The organism is Flavobacterium sp. FG139 (genome assembly GCF_057809695.1).
In genome coordinates this window covers 14,893-30,765 of the sequence record NZ_JBMDKL010000008.1, presented here as the reverse complement: position 1 = coordinate 30,765, position 15,873 = coordinate 14,893, and the positions used below count along the sequence as shown (strand labels likewise).

11 protein-coding genes and 1 pseudogene are annotated in these 15,873 nt (G+C 35.7%); 10 read left to right on the top strand and 2 right to left on the bottom strand.

The window, feature by feature from the left end; translation table 11 throughout:
* Positions 1–27 precede the first annotated feature (27 nt).
* Both ACODSI_RS08240 and gpmI read left to right on the top strand, forming a co-directional pair.
* Positions 28–2,466, top strand: a complete 2,439-nt coding sequence (locus ACODSI_RS08240) for a DUF5916 domain-containing protein (RefSeq protein WP_488916365.1) — start codon at positions 28–30, stop codon at positions 2,464–2,466.
* Between the two features lie 121 nt (positions 2,467–2,587).
* A complete protein-coding gene (gpmI, locus tag ACODSI_RS08235; RefSeq protein ID WP_488916364.1) occupies positions 2,588–4,105 on the top strand; it encodes a 2,3-bisphosphoglycerate-independent phosphoglycerate mutase in 1,518 nt (505 codons plus the stop codon).
* Between the two features lie 147 nt (positions 4,106–4,252).
* On the opposite strand, the gene ACODSI_RS08230 is transcribed toward gpmI, so the two are convergent.
* On the bottom strand, positions 4,253–5,527 hold the full coding sequence (locus tag ACODSI_RS08230) for an acetyl-CoA hydrolase/transferase family protein (RefSeq protein ID WP_488916363.1): 1,275 nt from the start codon (positions 5,525–5,527) through the stop codon (positions 4,253–4,255).
* A gap of 201 nt (positions 5,528–5,728) precedes the next feature.
* Here ACODSI_RS08230 and map point away from each other — a divergent pair, with 201 nt between their 5' ends.
* The 7 genes and pseudogenes from map to ACODSI_RS08195 all read left to right on the top strand — a co-directional run bounded on the left by map (position 5,729) and on the right by ACODSI_RS08195 (position 13,899).
* Positions 5,729–6,544 (top strand): type I methionyl aminopeptidase, encoded by an 816-nt coding sequence (map, locus tag ACODSI_RS08225; RefSeq protein ID WP_488916362.1) that lies wholly within the window; start codon positions 5,729–5,731, stop codon positions 6,542–6,544.
* Positions 6,545–6,622: 78 nt separating this feature from the next.
* Positions 6,623–6,997, top strand: a pseudogene (locus ACODSI_RS08220) (GxxExxY protein).
* Positions 6,998–7,015: 18 nt separating this feature from the next.
* The gene (locus ACODSI_RS08215; RefSeq protein WP_488916361.1) at positions 7,016–7,786 is read left to right on the top strand and encodes a class I SAM-dependent methyltransferase; all 771 of its coding nucleotides are present in this window, start codon (positions 7,016–7,018) and stop codon (positions 7,784–7,786) included.
* 67 nt (positions 7,787–7,853) lie between these two features.
* Positions 7,854–9,104, top strand: coding sequence for a type IX secretion system plug protein (locus tag ACODSI_RS08210; protein ID WP_488916360.1), 1,251 nt, complete (start codon positions 7,854–7,856; stop codon positions 9,102–9,104).
* Positions 9,105–9,171: 67 nt separating this feature from the next.
* Positions 9,172–9,558 carry a Co2+/Mg2+ efflux protein ApaG gene (apaG, locus tag ACODSI_RS08205; protein ID WP_488916359.1) on the top strand — a complete coding sequence of 129 codons (387 nt, stop codon included), beginning with the start codon at positions 9,172–9,174 and terminating at the stop codon, positions 9,556–9,558.
* A gap of 283 nt (positions 9,559–9,841) precedes the next feature.
* The gene (gene pruA / locus ACODSI_RS08200) at positions 9,842–11,470 is read left to right on the top strand and encodes an L-glutamate gamma-semialdehyde dehydrogenase (RefSeq protein ID WP_488916358.1); all 1,629 of its coding nucleotides are present in this window, start codon (positions 9,842–9,844) and stop codon (positions 11,468–11,470) included.
* Between the two features lie 125 nt (positions 11,471–11,595).
* A complete protein-coding gene (locus ACODSI_RS08195; RefSeq protein WP_488916357.1) occupies positions 11,596–13,899 on the top strand; it encodes a T9SS type A sorting domain-containing protein in 2,304 nt (767 codons plus the stop codon).
* Positions 13,900–13,930: 31 nt separating this feature from the next.
* On the opposite strand, the gene rsmG is transcribed toward ACODSI_RS08195, so the two are convergent.
* Positions 13,931–14,560: a 16S rRNA (guanine(527)-N(7))-methyltransferase RsmG gene (rsmG, locus tag ACODSI_RS08190; RefSeq protein WP_488916356.1), complete on the bottom strand. Its 630-nt coding sequence runs from the start codon at positions 14,558–14,560 to the stop codon at positions 13,931–13,933.
* A 108-nt stretch (positions 14,561–14,668) separates the two neighbouring features.
* Here rsmG and ACODSI_RS08185 point away from each other — a divergent pair, with 108 nt between their 5' ends.
* Positions 14,669–15,766 carry a fatty acid desaturase family protein gene (locus tag ACODSI_RS08185; protein WP_488916355.1) on the top strand — a complete coding sequence of 366 codons (1,098 nt, stop codon included), beginning with the start codon at positions 14,669–14,671 and terminating at the stop codon, positions 15,764–15,766.
* Positions 15,767–15,873 lie beyond the last annotated feature (107 nt).

Genomic DNA, 15,873 nt, shown 5'->3' with positions numbered 1-15,873 from the left:
TTCAAGTTATTATTAAAACAACTATATTTGCCAAGAGAATCGACCCACATGACCAAAAAATTAACTTTATCATTACTTTTCACCCTTTTTTCTGTTTTAATAGGAACTTCACAAGTGCCTAAAAAAACACTACAAACTAAATTTTGTAACGAGAAAATTGTTGTAGACGGAAAGTTTGATGAAGCAATATGGAGTACGTCCGAAATTGCCACCGACTTTGTGATGTTAAGTCCAGATAATGGCAAGCCCCAATCTAAAGAAACCCGCACCGAAGTTAAAATTGTCTATGACAATGAAGCGTTATATGTTGCCGCTAAAATGTTTGACCCTGAACCTAACAAAATCCCCAGAGAATTAACTCAAAGAGATAATATTGGAACTGCCGATTTATTTGGAGTGGTGTTAAATGGTTTTAACGATGAGCAACAATATTTTGGCTTTTATGTGAGTTCAGCTGGAGTTCAAGCAGACGATTTATTTACCAACACCAATGGTGAGGATTTTACTTGGAACGCGATTTGGGCCAGTCATGTTGAAATTACTGATTTTGGTTGGGTTGTTGAAATGAAAATTCCGTATGCAGCCTTGCGTTTTTCGTCTGAAAAAAAACAAACTTGGGGCTTGAATATGTATCGGGAAGACAAAAGACACCGTCAAGATTTTACATGGAATTTAATTGACAATAAAATTCGAAACGAGGCGTCTCAATTGGGGCTTCTTGAAGGGATTGAAAACATTGAAACACCCACTCGCTTATTCTTAATTCCCTATGTTTCGCAGTATTTCAGTGGAAAAGACACACAAAAAACCAAAGGTGAATTTAAAGGCGGTTTGGATATAAAATATGGCTTAAACGATGCGTTTACATTGGATGCTATTTTAGTTCCAGATTTTGGTCAAACCACCTACGATAATGTGGTTTTGAATTTGGGTCCATTCGAACAACAATTCAATGAAAATAGACCTTTTTTTACAGAAGGAACAGAACTTTTTAGCAAGGGCGATTTGTTTTATTCTCGAAGAATCGGTGGTAGCCCTTCCAATTATCCCGAATTAAGTCCCGATGAAGAAGTAACTAAATATCCTGCTAATGTAAACTTATTGAATGCCTTAAAAATCTCTGGTCGCACCAAAGACGGATTGGGGGTTGGAATTTTAAATGCCATTACCAAAAAGACTTATGCAGACATTCGAAATACGGTAACAGGAGAAGAACGTCAAGAAGTAATCGAACCACTTTCTAATTACAGTGTTTTAGTTTTAGACCAGCGCTTCAGAAAAAATTCTTCGGTTTCATTTGTAAATACCAACGTAACCAGAAATGGATTTTTTAGAGATGCCAATGTATCTGCTATGGTTTTCGATTTGAATACTAAAAAGAACACCTTTAAGTTATCGGGTGATTTCAAATACAGCTACGTTAATGAATTTCAAAACTTAAACGATAAAAAAGGGATAAATACTTCTTTAAATTTTGCAGAAACCGAAGGAAAATGGCGTTATGGTTTTGGAGGACAATATGTAAGTAGACTTTTTGACAACAACGACTTAGGAATTAATTTTCAAACGCATTATCATGCTTTGTACGCTAATGGAAGTTACCGAATTTTGAAACCTACCAAAATATTCAATTCTTTCAACACCAATTTGAATCTATATTCAGAATTTGACAACAGAACAGGTAGAATACAAGGTGCCAATATTAATGTAAACATCAATACTACCAGTAAAAAGAATGACTACTATGGATTTGGTTTTAACATAAGACCGGTAGACACTTATGATTTTTATGAGCCAAGAACTACTGATGAACAACGGTATGTAACAATCCCAAAATTCATTAATTTTTGGCATTATATTTCAACCAATTACAACCGAAAATTTGCATTAGATTTCAATCCCTCAGTCGCTTTTGTTGCAGAAAAAGGCCGAATTAATTATGGCTTTGAAATCGCTCCTAGATACCGATTTTCTAATAAGTTTTTATTGTCCTACAGCTTTAACTTTTTCAGACAAAACAGAAATATTGGTTGGATTGACAACGACGTTAACGATAATATCATCTTTGCTCGAAGAGACCGCGTGACCTACACCAACACCCTTTCAGGAAAATACTCATTAAACAATGTAATGAATTTCAATTTGTCGGTAAGACATTATTGGTCGTATGCACTAAATCATGATATTTTAACCCTACAAGACGACGGAAGCTTGCTTGAAAACTACACCTATACCACCAACAAAAATTCGAATTTCAACACATGGAATTTAGATTTATCGTATTCGTGGTGGTTTGCTCCTGGCAGTCAATTATCGGTTTTATATCGAAATAATGCGTCTCTTTTTCAAAGAGATTTTGAAAGAAGTTTAAATTCTAATTTTTCCAATGTGATCAACAATAACTTGAATCATATTTTTTCAATCAGTATTCGTTACTTCATCGATTACAATACGTTGAAGCATTAATAGTCTTACAAAACGAGAAAATTTTTCTAAATCGTTTTCGTGATTTTTCATTAAAATTTAATCGGTTCTTCTGATTTGAGATTTTACAAATGTGTATCTTTGTGTAAATCAAAAAATAATCATGAACAAAAAAGTAATTTTAATGATTTTGGACGGCTGGGGAAAATCTCCAGACCCCAAAGTTTCTGCTATTGACAACGCAAATGTTCCTTTCATAAATAACTTATACACCCAATACCCAAGTGCTCAATTGCGCACTGATGGTTTGAACGTTGGTTTGCCTGAGGGCCAAATGGGAAACTCAGAAGTAGGCCACATGAACCTTGGTGCCGGACGCATTGTATACCAAGATTTAGCTAAAATAAATTTGGCTGTAGCCAACAAAACGCTGCAAAACGAACCTGAGTTACAAGCCGCTTTCCAATATGCTAAAGACAACAATAAATCGGTTCATTTTCTGGGATTACTTTCGGATGGTGGCGTACATTCTCATACGTCTCATTTAAGAGGTTTGCTTGATGCTACACAAGAATTTGGTCTAGAAAAAGTATTTGTTCATGCTTTTACTGATGGTCGCGATGTTGATCCAAAATCGGGTGCTTTATATTTAGAAGATTTAACAAATTATATTTATAATAAAAATATAAAATTAGCGTCTGTTGTAGGGCGTTATTACGCTATGGATCGCGATAAACGTTGGGAACGCGTTAAAATTGCTTACGATTTATTGGTAAATGGAACTGGAAAACACTCGACTGATGCTGTGTTAAGCATTTTAGAAAGTTATAAAAACAACATTACCGACGAATTTGTAGAACCCATTTTAATGGTAGATGAAAATAATGCTCCAGTAGCTACCATTCAAAATGATGATGTGGTTGTTTTCTTCAACTTTAGAACCGATAGAGGACGTGAATTGACCGAAGCGCTTTCTCAAGTTGATTTTCACGAACAGAACATGCACAAATTGAATTTGTATTATGTTACCATGACTAATTATGATGACACCTACAAAAATGTGCACGTTATTTACGACAAAGATAACTTGACCGAAACTCTAGGTGAAGTATTAGAAAAGGCAGGAAAAACACAAATTCGTATTGCTGAAACAGAAAAATATCCACATGTAACCTTTTTCTTTTCAGGCGGAAGAGAAATTCCGTTTGAAGGCGAAACCCGAATATTGCGAAACTCTCCCAAAGTCGCCACATACGATTTACAACCCGAAATGAGTGCTTATGAACTTGCCGATGCATTAGTTCCAGAACTTCAAAAAGGCAATGTTGATTTTGTATGTTTAAATTTTGCTAACGGCGATATGGTGGGACATACCGGCGTTATGTCGGCTGCCATCAAAGCTTGTGAAGCGGTTGATGCTTGTGTGAAAAAAGTCGTTGAAGCGGCTTTAGAAAACCATTATACCACCATAATCATTGCCGATCACGGAAATTGTGAAACGATGATTAACCCTGATGGATCACCTAACACAGCGCACACCACCAATCCGGTGCCAATTATTTTAGTAGACAAAGAATTAAAAACCATTCACGATGGCGTTTTGGGTGACATTGCTCCTACTATTTTGGAGTTAATGGGAATTGAACAACCGGCTGTGATGACACAACATTCGTTGATATAAATTCTTAATTTCACAAAAGACCACAACAGTCTAGCCCTGATAGGAATGAAAATAAAAATGTCCCAAGTGTTTTGGGACATTTTTTATTGCAATGAATAGCAGGAATAGGGATCACAAAAATGCGCAACCCATTCGCTTCAAATTTTATTACATTTTGTTAAACAATTCGTAGTATTCCCTTTCGATAGCTTCTTGATGATTGGGATGGGCAATTCGAACCAACTCGGCTGCGCGTTGACGCAAAGTTTTTCCATATAAATCGGCGATACCATTTTCGGTGATTACATAGTGAATGTGCGCTCTTGTAGTTACTACACCAGCTCCTTGTTTTAAGAATGGTACAATTCGGCTGACTCCTTTTTTGGTAGTAGAAGGCAACGCAATAATAGCTTTTCCACCCGGGCTTAAAGAAGCGCCACGAATGAAATCCATTTGACCACCAACGCCAGAATACATTTGCGGACCAATAGAATCGGCACACACTTGTCCGGTTAAATCGACTTCAATGGCCGAGTTAATCGCAATCATATTTGGGTTTTTACGAATTCGTGCCGTGTCGTTTACCATGGATGATTCTTTCATTTCAATAAACGGATTATCGCTTACAAAATCGTACAAACGTTTGGAGCCAATTAAAAAAGTAGCCAAAACACGACCTCTCAACGTCCCTTTATAGTTACAATTGATGACATCATTTTCAATTAAATCGATGACCCCATCGGAGAACATTTCGGTGTGCAATCCCAAATCTTTGTGGTTTTTTAATTTGCTCAAGGCCGCATTCGGAATAGAACCGATACCCATTTGAAGCGTGCTTCTGTCGTCAATTAATGACGCAATATACCCTCCTATTTTTTCTTCTTCAAGAGTAAATGGTTCAGGCTCGTGACCATATATGGGCGTATCAACATCTACCAAATAATCAATTTCAGAAACGTGAATGATTCCGTCACCAAAAGTTCGTGGCATTTGCGGATTGACTTGGGCAACCACAATTTTAGCGTTTTCTATAGCCGCTACAGTAGCTTCAACAGAAACCCCTAAAGAGCAATACCCGTGACGATCGGGCGGTGAAACGTGAATAAAAGCAACATCTAAAGGCAAGACATTTTTACGAAACAAATGCGGTAATTCACTTAAAAAAACTGGAGTATACGAACCGTTTCCTGCTTTTAGCGTATGACGCACATTGGCACCAATAAAAAACGAATTTACATGAAAACTCTCGGCTAATTCTGGATTAGCATAGCGTGCTTCACCTTCAACATGTAGGTGACAAATTTCAACATTTCTCAATTCAGATGCTCGTTCGGTTAAAGCGTTTGCCAATACCGTTGGTGCAGCGGCAGCCGCTTGAAGATACACCCTATCACCTGACTTTACCACTTTTACAGCTTCAGCTGCGGTTACATATTTACTCATACCTGTAATATTTGATACAAAGTTAAAAGTTCCATTTTTTTGAAAATATGACAAAACTCATATTCTATTAATTTCCGAATTTAAAAACAACAAATTTTGACAATATTGCTAAAATACAACAATTTGAGTGGTAAAATTTCTGTCGCATGAAAGCGTAATACTGAACACTTTTCACTATTTTTGCGCTCTCAAATTAAGACAATGATAATTCCAAAAACACGAGAAGAAATCGAATTGATGCGCGAAAGTGCCTTGATAGTTTCAAAAACATTAGGTGAAATTGCTAAAGTGATTAAACCGGGTGTCACTACTTTATATTTAGACAAATTGGCTGAAGAATTCATACGTGATCACGGTGCAGAACCTGGATTTTTAGGCATGTACGGGTTTCCAAATAGCTTGTGTATGAGTCCGAATGCGCAGGTTGTACACGGAATTCCAACCAACAAACCACTGGAAGAAGGCGATGTAATATCAGTAGATTGTGGTGCGTTGAAAAACGGATTTTATGGCGATCATGCCTATAGTTTTGAAATTGGTGAAGTCGCTCCAGAGGTAAAAAAATTACTTCAAGTGACCAAAGAAAGTTTGTATGTTGGTATTCGTGAGTTTAGAGCTGGAAATCGTGTGGAAGATGTGGGTAATGCCATTCAGAAATATTGCGAAGGACACGGTTATGGTGTCGTTCGCGAATTGGTAGGTCACGGTTTGGGAAGAAAAATGCATGAAGAACCAGAAATGCCTAATTATGGCAAAAAAGGCCGTGGAAAATTATTTGTAGAAGGCATGGTAGTTGCCATTGAACCGATGATCAATATGGGAACCAAAAACATCAAACAATTGAAAGACGGCTGGACTATCTTGACTGCCGACGGAAAACCAAGTGCTCATTTTGAACACGATGTAGCGTTGATTGATGGAAAACCAGAAATTCTATCAACATTCAAATACATTTATGATGCTTTGGGAATTGTGAGTACTGAAGAAGATGAGTTTCGAAGACAACCTTTAAAATAAAATACCTTTTCGAACACAGATTTCACCAATTTCCACAAATTATTATACGCCACAATTAACAAATTAATTATATAACCCATGGAAAAATTTTATTTAAAATACGAAACCTACAAGATAATTGGCTTGTGTATGGAAGTCCATTCTATTCTCGGAAAAGGACATAGTGAAAATGTTTACGGTGATGCGTTAGAATTTGAATTTAAAGCAAATCATATCCCATACGAAAGAGAACGAAAATACAATATTGAATACAAAGAAATAACATTACCAAGATATTACTTTTCTGACTTTACCGTGTATGATGAAATCATTATAGAGCTAAAAGCCATCGAAAAATTATCTTCAAGTTAAATCAAACAAACTTTAAATTATTTAGCCGCTTCAAAAAACAAAATTGGTTTATTGGTCAATTTTGGTGAAGACAGCTTAAAATACAAAAGAGTAATTTTATAATTAAATCTGTGAAAATCTGTGAAATCTGTGTTTAAATTTATACTTAATACCATTCCGCGTCCCATATTAATCCGATTGAGTATTGTGGTGCGTCCTATTTTAGCTTTGCTTTTAAAAGGAAATCGCTTTACCGATCCTATTGACGGGAAAAGTTTCCGAATGTTTTTGCCGTATGGCTATGGTAATCAAAGAAACAACGTACTTTCACCAAGCACACTTTCATTAGAAAGACACCGTTTATTGTGGTTGTATTTACAAAATGAAACCGATTTTTTTACTTCTAAAGAAAAGAAAAAAGTACTGCATTTTGCTCCCGAACAAGAATTTTACAAACGCTTTAAGAAGCAAGCCAACATCGAATATACCACTACCGATTTGCTTTCTCCGTTAGCCGATGTCAAAGCTGATATCTGTAACTTGCCTTTCAAAGACAATGAATACGATATTATTTTTTGCAATCACGTTTTAGAGCATATTCCTGATGACACCAAAGCCATGCAAGAACTGTATCGCGTGCTAAAACCCGGCGGAATGGGCATTTTTCAAATCCCACAAGATTTATCACGTGCAACCACATTTTCAGACGATTCAATTGTGGACCAAAAAGAACGCGCTAAAATTTTCGGACAGTACGATCATGTCCGTGTGTATGGAAGAGATTATTTCGACAAACTAAGAAGCATCGGTTTCAAAGTTGTTGAAGAAGACTATACCGCGAAGCTTACTTCTGAACAAGTTGAAAAATACTGTCTAGCCAAGGGCGAAATCATTCCGGTTTGTTTTAAGTAAAAATTAAACCAAGGCTTAATTGCAAACAATAATATTTACTATCTTTACGTTTGATAATAAAATGTTTATGTTTAAAAAATATCTCTCTGTTGCACTTTTTTTGCTTCTATTTATCACATCATTTGCTCAAGAAAAAGAAGTCAATCCGCCTTATTACATCAAAACAATTTCATTTGTTCAAAACGGACAAAACGCAGTACCTCTTTTTTTATTAGGCGATACGTTTCAATTGCAATTTGACGATTTACACGGTTCTGAAGACAATTATTACTACCGAATCACGCATTGCGACTACGATTGGAAACAATCGCAATTGTCTCCTAACGAATATCTAGGTGGTTTTAACGAACAACGCATTCAAGATTATACCAACTCGTTTAATGCCTTACAAATCTATTCGCATTACCGTGTTACCTTACCCAATAGGCTCACACAATTAAGAGTCAGCGGAAATTATATCATAAGCATTTTAAACGAAGACAAAGAAGTTGTTTTCTCTAGAAAATTTATTGTGTATGAAGATTTAGTTTCGGTTCCAATGCAAGTCAAAAGAGCGCGAAACATGAACGACATCCAATACAAACACAACATGGATTTTGCTGTAAAATCAGCGGCAATCACCTTTCAAAGTCCGCTTACCAATGTAAAAGTTCTTTTATTGCAAAACGGTCGATTGGACAACGCTATTACCAACATCAAACCGATGTATACCATTGGAAATGATTTGATTTACAAATACGATAAAGAAACCCAATTTTGGGCTGGAAATGAATATTTGTATTTTGAAAACAAAAACATTCGAGCCGCTACTAATAGCATTGCAAAAGTCGATTCCAACAGCGGTTTGTATAGTTGTTACCTGTATCCAAGCAATGCCAGAGCTTCACAACAATACACCTATTGGCCTGATATTAATGGTAATTTTTTAATCAATAATATTAATGCCGAAAACAACGAAATCGAAGCCGATTATGCGTGGATTTACTTCTCACTTTCTGCTCCCGCATTTTACAAAGACGAAAACATTTATGTAACCGGCATGTTCAACAACTACGCTTTGACCGACGAAAACAAAATGGATTATAACGAAAAGAAAGGTATTTATGAAAAAGCCATGATGATCAAACAAGGTTTTACCAATTTTAGTTATACCGCTGCTAATAACAAAGGTGTAATCGACAATGAAAATGCTATTGACGGCAATTTCTGGCAAACCGAAAATAATTATCACGCCATTATTTACTACCGTGAAAACAATCAACGTTACGACAGAGTTATAGGAAAAGGCATCGCAACTTCAACAGACATAATCAATTAATCATACTTTAACATTAAAAAAACAATTGTTATTTTAATAATTTTGTAACTTTACCAAAACTTTCTTTATGGTTACTCAAATCACAAGAGGTATCAAAATTTCAGTCATTACTAGTTTTGAAGGAACTTACTTCAAAAACTACAAGATTCATTTTGCCTTTTCGTACGAGATAACTATCGAAAATCACAGTAAAGATTCTGTTCAATTAACCTCACGTCATTGGGAAATATTTGACTCTCTTAATGATGTTGAAATTGTAGATGGCGAAGGCGTAATTGGCAAAAAACCAGTATTAAAACCTGGCGAAAAGCACACCTACAGTTCGGGTTGCTTGTTGTCGTCTCCTCACGGCGCCATGCGTGGTTTTTTCAACATGATTAATTTTACCACCACCAAAACTTTCAGGGTTATAGTGCCCTCGTTCCGATTGAGTGCTCCGTATGCTTTAAATTAGTAGCTAATCCAGCTATCCATTGTAAGTTTGCTTGTAAAAATACTTTTTTCTAAGTCCAAAAATAGGCTCCTACCGTCGCCATTTTTGGTCAAGAAAAAATAGTTTTTTTACTTCACAAAGCTTTCCATTCCTATCTGGGCTAGGCCAAAGTAGTACTATCAAGTTTTGTTTTCTATGTTGTCAAAAATTCAAAAAAACCTTTGTACTTTTGTAACACATTAAATTATTCACAATAATTAATGTTCTAATTATCTAAAAGTCAAACAACCTAACAATCGATATCATGCCTAAAGGATTCTTTCATGTACCCAAAGCAGTTAATGAACCTGTAAAATCATACGCTCCAAATTCGCCCGAAAAAACAGCCGTTTTAGCCGCCTATAAAAAAATGTGGAACGAAACTATTGATGTTCCCATGTACATTGGCGCAGAGCAAATCAAAACTGGAAATACCAGAACCATGTCGGCGCCACACGACCACCAACACATCGTTGGAACGTATCATTTAGCCGAAAAATCACATATAGAAAAAGCCATTGCATCAGCTTTAGAAGCGAGAAAAAAATGGGCCAACATGCCATGGGAACACCGTGCTGCCATTTTTTTAAAAGCAGCCGAATTGATTGCTGGTCCATACCGAGCACGTATCAATGCCGCAACGATGATTGCACAATCCAAAACTATTTTCCAAGCCGAAATCGATGCCTCATGTGAGTTGATTGACTTTTTACGTTACAACGTAGAATTCATGACGCAAATTTATAACGACCAACCCAAATCGGTTTCTGATGTTTGGAACAAAGTAGAATACCGTCCGTTAGAAGGATTTGTATATGCTATTACACCGTTTAACTTTACTGCTATTGCAGCTAATTTACCAGCAAGTGCTGCCTTAATGGGCAACACTGTAGTATGGAAACCAAGTGATAGTCAAGTCTTTTCAGCTAAAATCATTATCGATGTATTTAAAGAAGCTGGTGTACCCGACGGCGTTATCAACGTAGTTTTTGGAGATCCAGTAATGATTACCGATACCGTTTTAGCTTCACCAGATTTTGCTGGGGTGCACTACACCGGTTCGACATTTGTATTTAAAGAAATTTGGAAGAAAATCGGAGAAAATATTCACACTTACAAAACGTACCCAAGAATAGTAGGTGAAACTGGTGGAAAAGATTTTGTTCTAGCTCATCCATCGGCAAACGTAAAACAAGTGGTTACTGGAATTACTCGTGGTGCATTTGAATTCCAAGGACAAAAATGTTCTGCTGCGTCTCGTGCCTACATTCCACAAAGTTTATGGCCAGCCGTAAAAGAACAATTAATTATCGATGTCAATTCGATGAAAATGGGAAGTCCTGAAGATTTTTCTAACTTTATTACCGCCGTAATTCACGAAGGTTCGTTTAATAAATTAGCGAGCTATATCGATCAAGCTAAAAAAGACGCCGATGCCGAAATCATTATAGGAGGAAATTACGACAAATCGAAAGGCTATTTCATCGAACCAACAGTAATTGTAACAACCAATCCAAAATATACCACTATGGAAACCGAGCTTTTTGGACCGGTAATCACCATTTATGTATATGAAGATGCCAAATGGAATGAAACGTTAAGCTTGGTTGACGGAACCTCAGAATACGCTTTAACTGGAGCGATTTTCAGCCAAGATCGTTACGCCATTGTGGAAGCTACCAAAGCTCTAGAAAATGCTGCTGGAAATTTCTACATCAACGACAAACCAACTGGTGCTGTTGTAGGAATGCAACCGTTTGGTGGTGCTAGAGCTTCTGGAACCAATGACAAAGCAGGTTCGATGCAAAACTTATTGCGTTGGGTTTCTCCAAGAACCATCAAAGAAACGTTTGTTACTCCTGAAGATTATAGATATCCGTTTTTAGGAGAATAATTTAAAGTACGAAGTACAAAATTTAATGTACAAAGTAATTAAAAAGCTCATTCAGAAATGTTTGGGCTTTTTTTATTGGCTTGATTACTAAAATTTTGTACTTTCGAAAATCTAAATAACAAACTATGAAGCTAAAAATTACTTTTTTTACCTTATTGTTCTTTTCGGCATTAAGCTTTGCACAAGATAAAACCTATGATTTATTAAAAAACAAAACAGAAACCAATATTTTATACGATCGCGTTTACAACATTTCCAACGCGACCAATTTAAAGTCGGAAGGAATTTCAACCAACAACTACCTACAAGTCTATAATGAAATTCAACGAGCCGATTTTGACAATCGTTTGCCTAAATTAGAAACCGTTAGAGCCGAAGCCGATAAAGGATTTACTCAGAATCAAATTCCGTTATCCATTTTAATTTCCGATTTTGAAACCATCAAAAAATCAGAAATTGACAATCAAAATGTGTTTTTGAATTCCAACAATCAAATGGAAGTAAAAACAGGTGTTACTGCTGCATTTGAAAAACACAACCTCAATTTAATTGGTACTTTATTACCAAAAACGAAAACCAATACCGTCAATTTTATCTTAAAAAGTGATCTAATTTTTAATACTACCAACCGAACAATTTCAAGTATTGCTGTGAATTATGATGATTCTAAAAACTGGAAAACAATTGTTCAAAACCAAGCTTTTCAAATCACATTCACTAAAAACGGAAGTCAAATTATTCATTTTCGAATGACACTTTCAACTGGTGAAATCGTAGAACAATCTATTGCCATTGATGTTGATTGTCCAACGTTAACTTCTTCAAATAAAAATTCGTCCGTTCAAAGTCCGAATGCAATCAATACCATCACAGCAACCATTCCGTATCAAGGTTATGGTGAAACACAAGGTTTTTTAGGACAAGGTGAATATGAAATTTTCCCAGATACTGTTGATGGCATCTTAGACAAACCTATCTTTTTATTAGACGGATTTGATCCTGGCGATGCTCGAAACATTCCGGGAATTTATTCTCTGTTGAACTACGGCACCACTGGACAGAACTTAGGTGACATTGTACGCGCACAAGGTTATGATTTAGTAATATTAAATTTTCCAACCTATACCCGAACCGGAACCTCAACAGTAGTTGATGGTGGCGTAGATTACATTCAAAGAAACGCCATGATTTTAGTGGAATTGATTAATCAAATCAATGCTCAAAAAGTAGGTACGGCTCAAAATGTGGTTATCGGGCCAAGTATGGGCGGCTTAATTTCAAGATACGCCTTGCGTTATATGGAGCAAAACAGCTTGAACCACGATACCAGGTTATACATTTCTTTTGACTCACCACATTTAGGCGCTAACGTTCCCATTGGATTTCAACATTTGTTTAATTATATGGGATTTGGACCTGTTGGTGATGTCACCATGCAAGCATTAGTAAACGGAATGTTAAAAAGTCCAGCCGCTAGAGAAATGCTAATTGATCATTTTGAAGGACATTTGCAATCTGGAAGTGTTACCGAATTTGTGACCACTCCAGCCGCTGCCTTACAACCCGTTGGGTGTCCAAACTACAGAACTGCTTTTCAAACAGAGTTAAACACTATGGGATTTCCGGCTACTACCAGAAATGTCTCTATTGCCAACGGCGCTGGGAACGGCACCATGACTGGAACTCCAGGAATGGTAGTTATGAATCATACTTTTAACATTTCGAGTTCGCAAAGAGCGATTATCAATTTGAATTTTACGCCGTCTATAGCCCAAAACACCATCGAAGTAAGTCATTTTAAAGGACAACAATATTTTATTTTTTGGATTACTGCTTACGAAAGTTTGGCTAAATCAAAAGCGCCTTCATACACCGACGGTCTAGATTCGGCACCTGGTGGTCGATTTGATATGAATTCGCTTTCATCATTAGGAACAGGTAATGCTCTTTTAACAGAGTTCATGAATAATTTAAACATCATGTATTTCGATTTTATTCCGGCTTGGAGTTCGATGTCTATTTCGAATACACAAAATTTATACAGTCCGATAACGGCTAGTTCAACAACGCCATTTGCAGCTTCGTCGATTCCAACCACCAATGAAAATCATGTTACTTTAACCCAAGACAATGTAACTTTTGCTTTAAATGAAATTTTGATACCAAATTTATCTACCAATCAAAACAATGCCTTAAACAGTATTTGGATTAAAAATCCTGTAGAAAATTCGGTTCAAATTAATGCAAATTATGCTATCGAAAATGCATCTATATCCATTACAGATGTGATAGGAAAAACCATTTATAAAGTCAACAACCAATCTATAAATGGGATGTTAGAAATTCCAGTTTCATTAACCAATGGGGTTTATTTACTAACCATTCAAAATGAAAACGGCAGCATAACAAAAAAACTTATAAAAGAATAAAAAACGAAAAAGGCTCCATTTGGAGCCTTTTTTATGCTTTAAATTTCAACGGCAAATGCACTACTTTTTTGGTTTCAAAGAATTCATTTTCAAAAAACTCTGAAATATGATATTCTGTGGCCTTAGGAAAATCTTTTAACTCTTCCGTTAAATCACCACCTTTTAAGTAGAGAATTCCGTTTCTAAGTTCGTGTTTGTTGGTTTTTTTAATTTTATCTTTAATCCAAGAGACAAAATCGGGCATGTTGGTTACGGCACGACTGACAATAAAATCATAGTCGCCTTTAACATTTTCGGCTCTAATCTGTTCAGCTTTCACATTTTTTAATTCTAAACTCTGTGCCACAGCTTTAACCACATTGATTTTTTTTAGAATCACATCTATCAAGTAAAATCGAGTTTCTGGAAACAATATCGCTAACGGAATTCCGGGAAAACCGCCTCCGGTTCCAACATCTAAAACATAAGTTCCAGGTTCAAATTTCTGAATTTTTGCAATAGCTAAGGAATGTAATACATGACGTGTATACAATTCGTCAATGTCTTTTCTCGAAATTACGTTTATTTTAGCGTTCCAATCTTCATACAAAAATTGCAATTTTTCAAATTGTTGTATCTGATTATCAGTTAGATTAGGAAAATGCTTTAGAATTTCTTCCATTTTATTACTTTTTGACAAAAATACTACTTTTAGTTAATAATTATGATTTGTTTTCAACTCTAAAAAAATTATAATAATTACCTTTGCTACAAATTACGAAAATAATTTATGGATACAAATGCACCTGTCTTTTCTAAAAGCGACAATCTTAAATTTTTTAGAACTTTAAATAAACGAGTTAACGACTACTTCAAAGAAAACAATATTGACAAAACCGGAAATTGGAAATTACATTTAAAAACAATTGTGATGTTTTCCATTTTCTTAACACCATATTTCTTTCTTTTAGCAATGCAAATGCCTTTTTGGACCTACCTTTTGCTAAATGTAGTCATTGGTATTGGAATGGCTGGCGTTGGAATGAATGTAATGCACGATGGCAACCATGGTGCGTATTCCAACAAATCTTGGGTAAACAAATTTATGGGTGGAAGCATTTATATTTTGGCCGGAAATGTGTACAATTGGCAAGTACAACACAACGTTTTACACCATACTTATACTAACATTCTTGGCCATGATGAAGATTTAGAAGCTGGTAGAATTTTGCGTTTCACCAAAGAAGCAAAATGGTACAAACACCATAAATTTCAACAATATTACTCGGTTTTTCTTTATGGATTATTAACCTTCAATTGGGCAATTACTACCGATTTTCTTCAAATGAAGCGTTATTTAAAAAGAAATTTATCGTATGGTGAGTTTAAAAAACCGGTAGTTCGTTGGACCACATTGGTTATCACCAAAATAATTTATTTTTCAATGTGGATTGTAGTTCCAATACTTGTAGGACACGTTTCTTGGTGGCAAGTACTTGTCGGTTTTGTAGTGATGCATTACACAGCTGGAGTAATATTAAGTGTTGTATTTCAGTTGGCTCACGTGGTTAACGAAACTGACAATCCTATTCCAAACGACGAAGGTGAAATTGAAAATACTTGGGCCATTCATCAATTGTATACTACAGCCAATTTTGCTCCTAAAAACTGGTTGGTAAATTATTATACTGGAGGATTAAACCACCAAATTGAGCACCATATTTTCCCCAATATCAGTCACGTTCATTACAACAAAATTGCCGAATTTGTTAAAGAAACGGCTAAAGAATGTAACCTTCCGTATTACGAATTCAAAACCACAAGAGCGGCTATTTATTCGCATTTTACACACTTAAGGGATTTAGGAAAACAACCTCAATTAGCCTAAAAAATTGAACTAAAGATTTTATAAACCATTAAGACGTTAAGTCCAATTAAGCCATAACAATCTTAATTTTCTTAAAATTTTAATGGTTTATTTTTTACAAATAATAT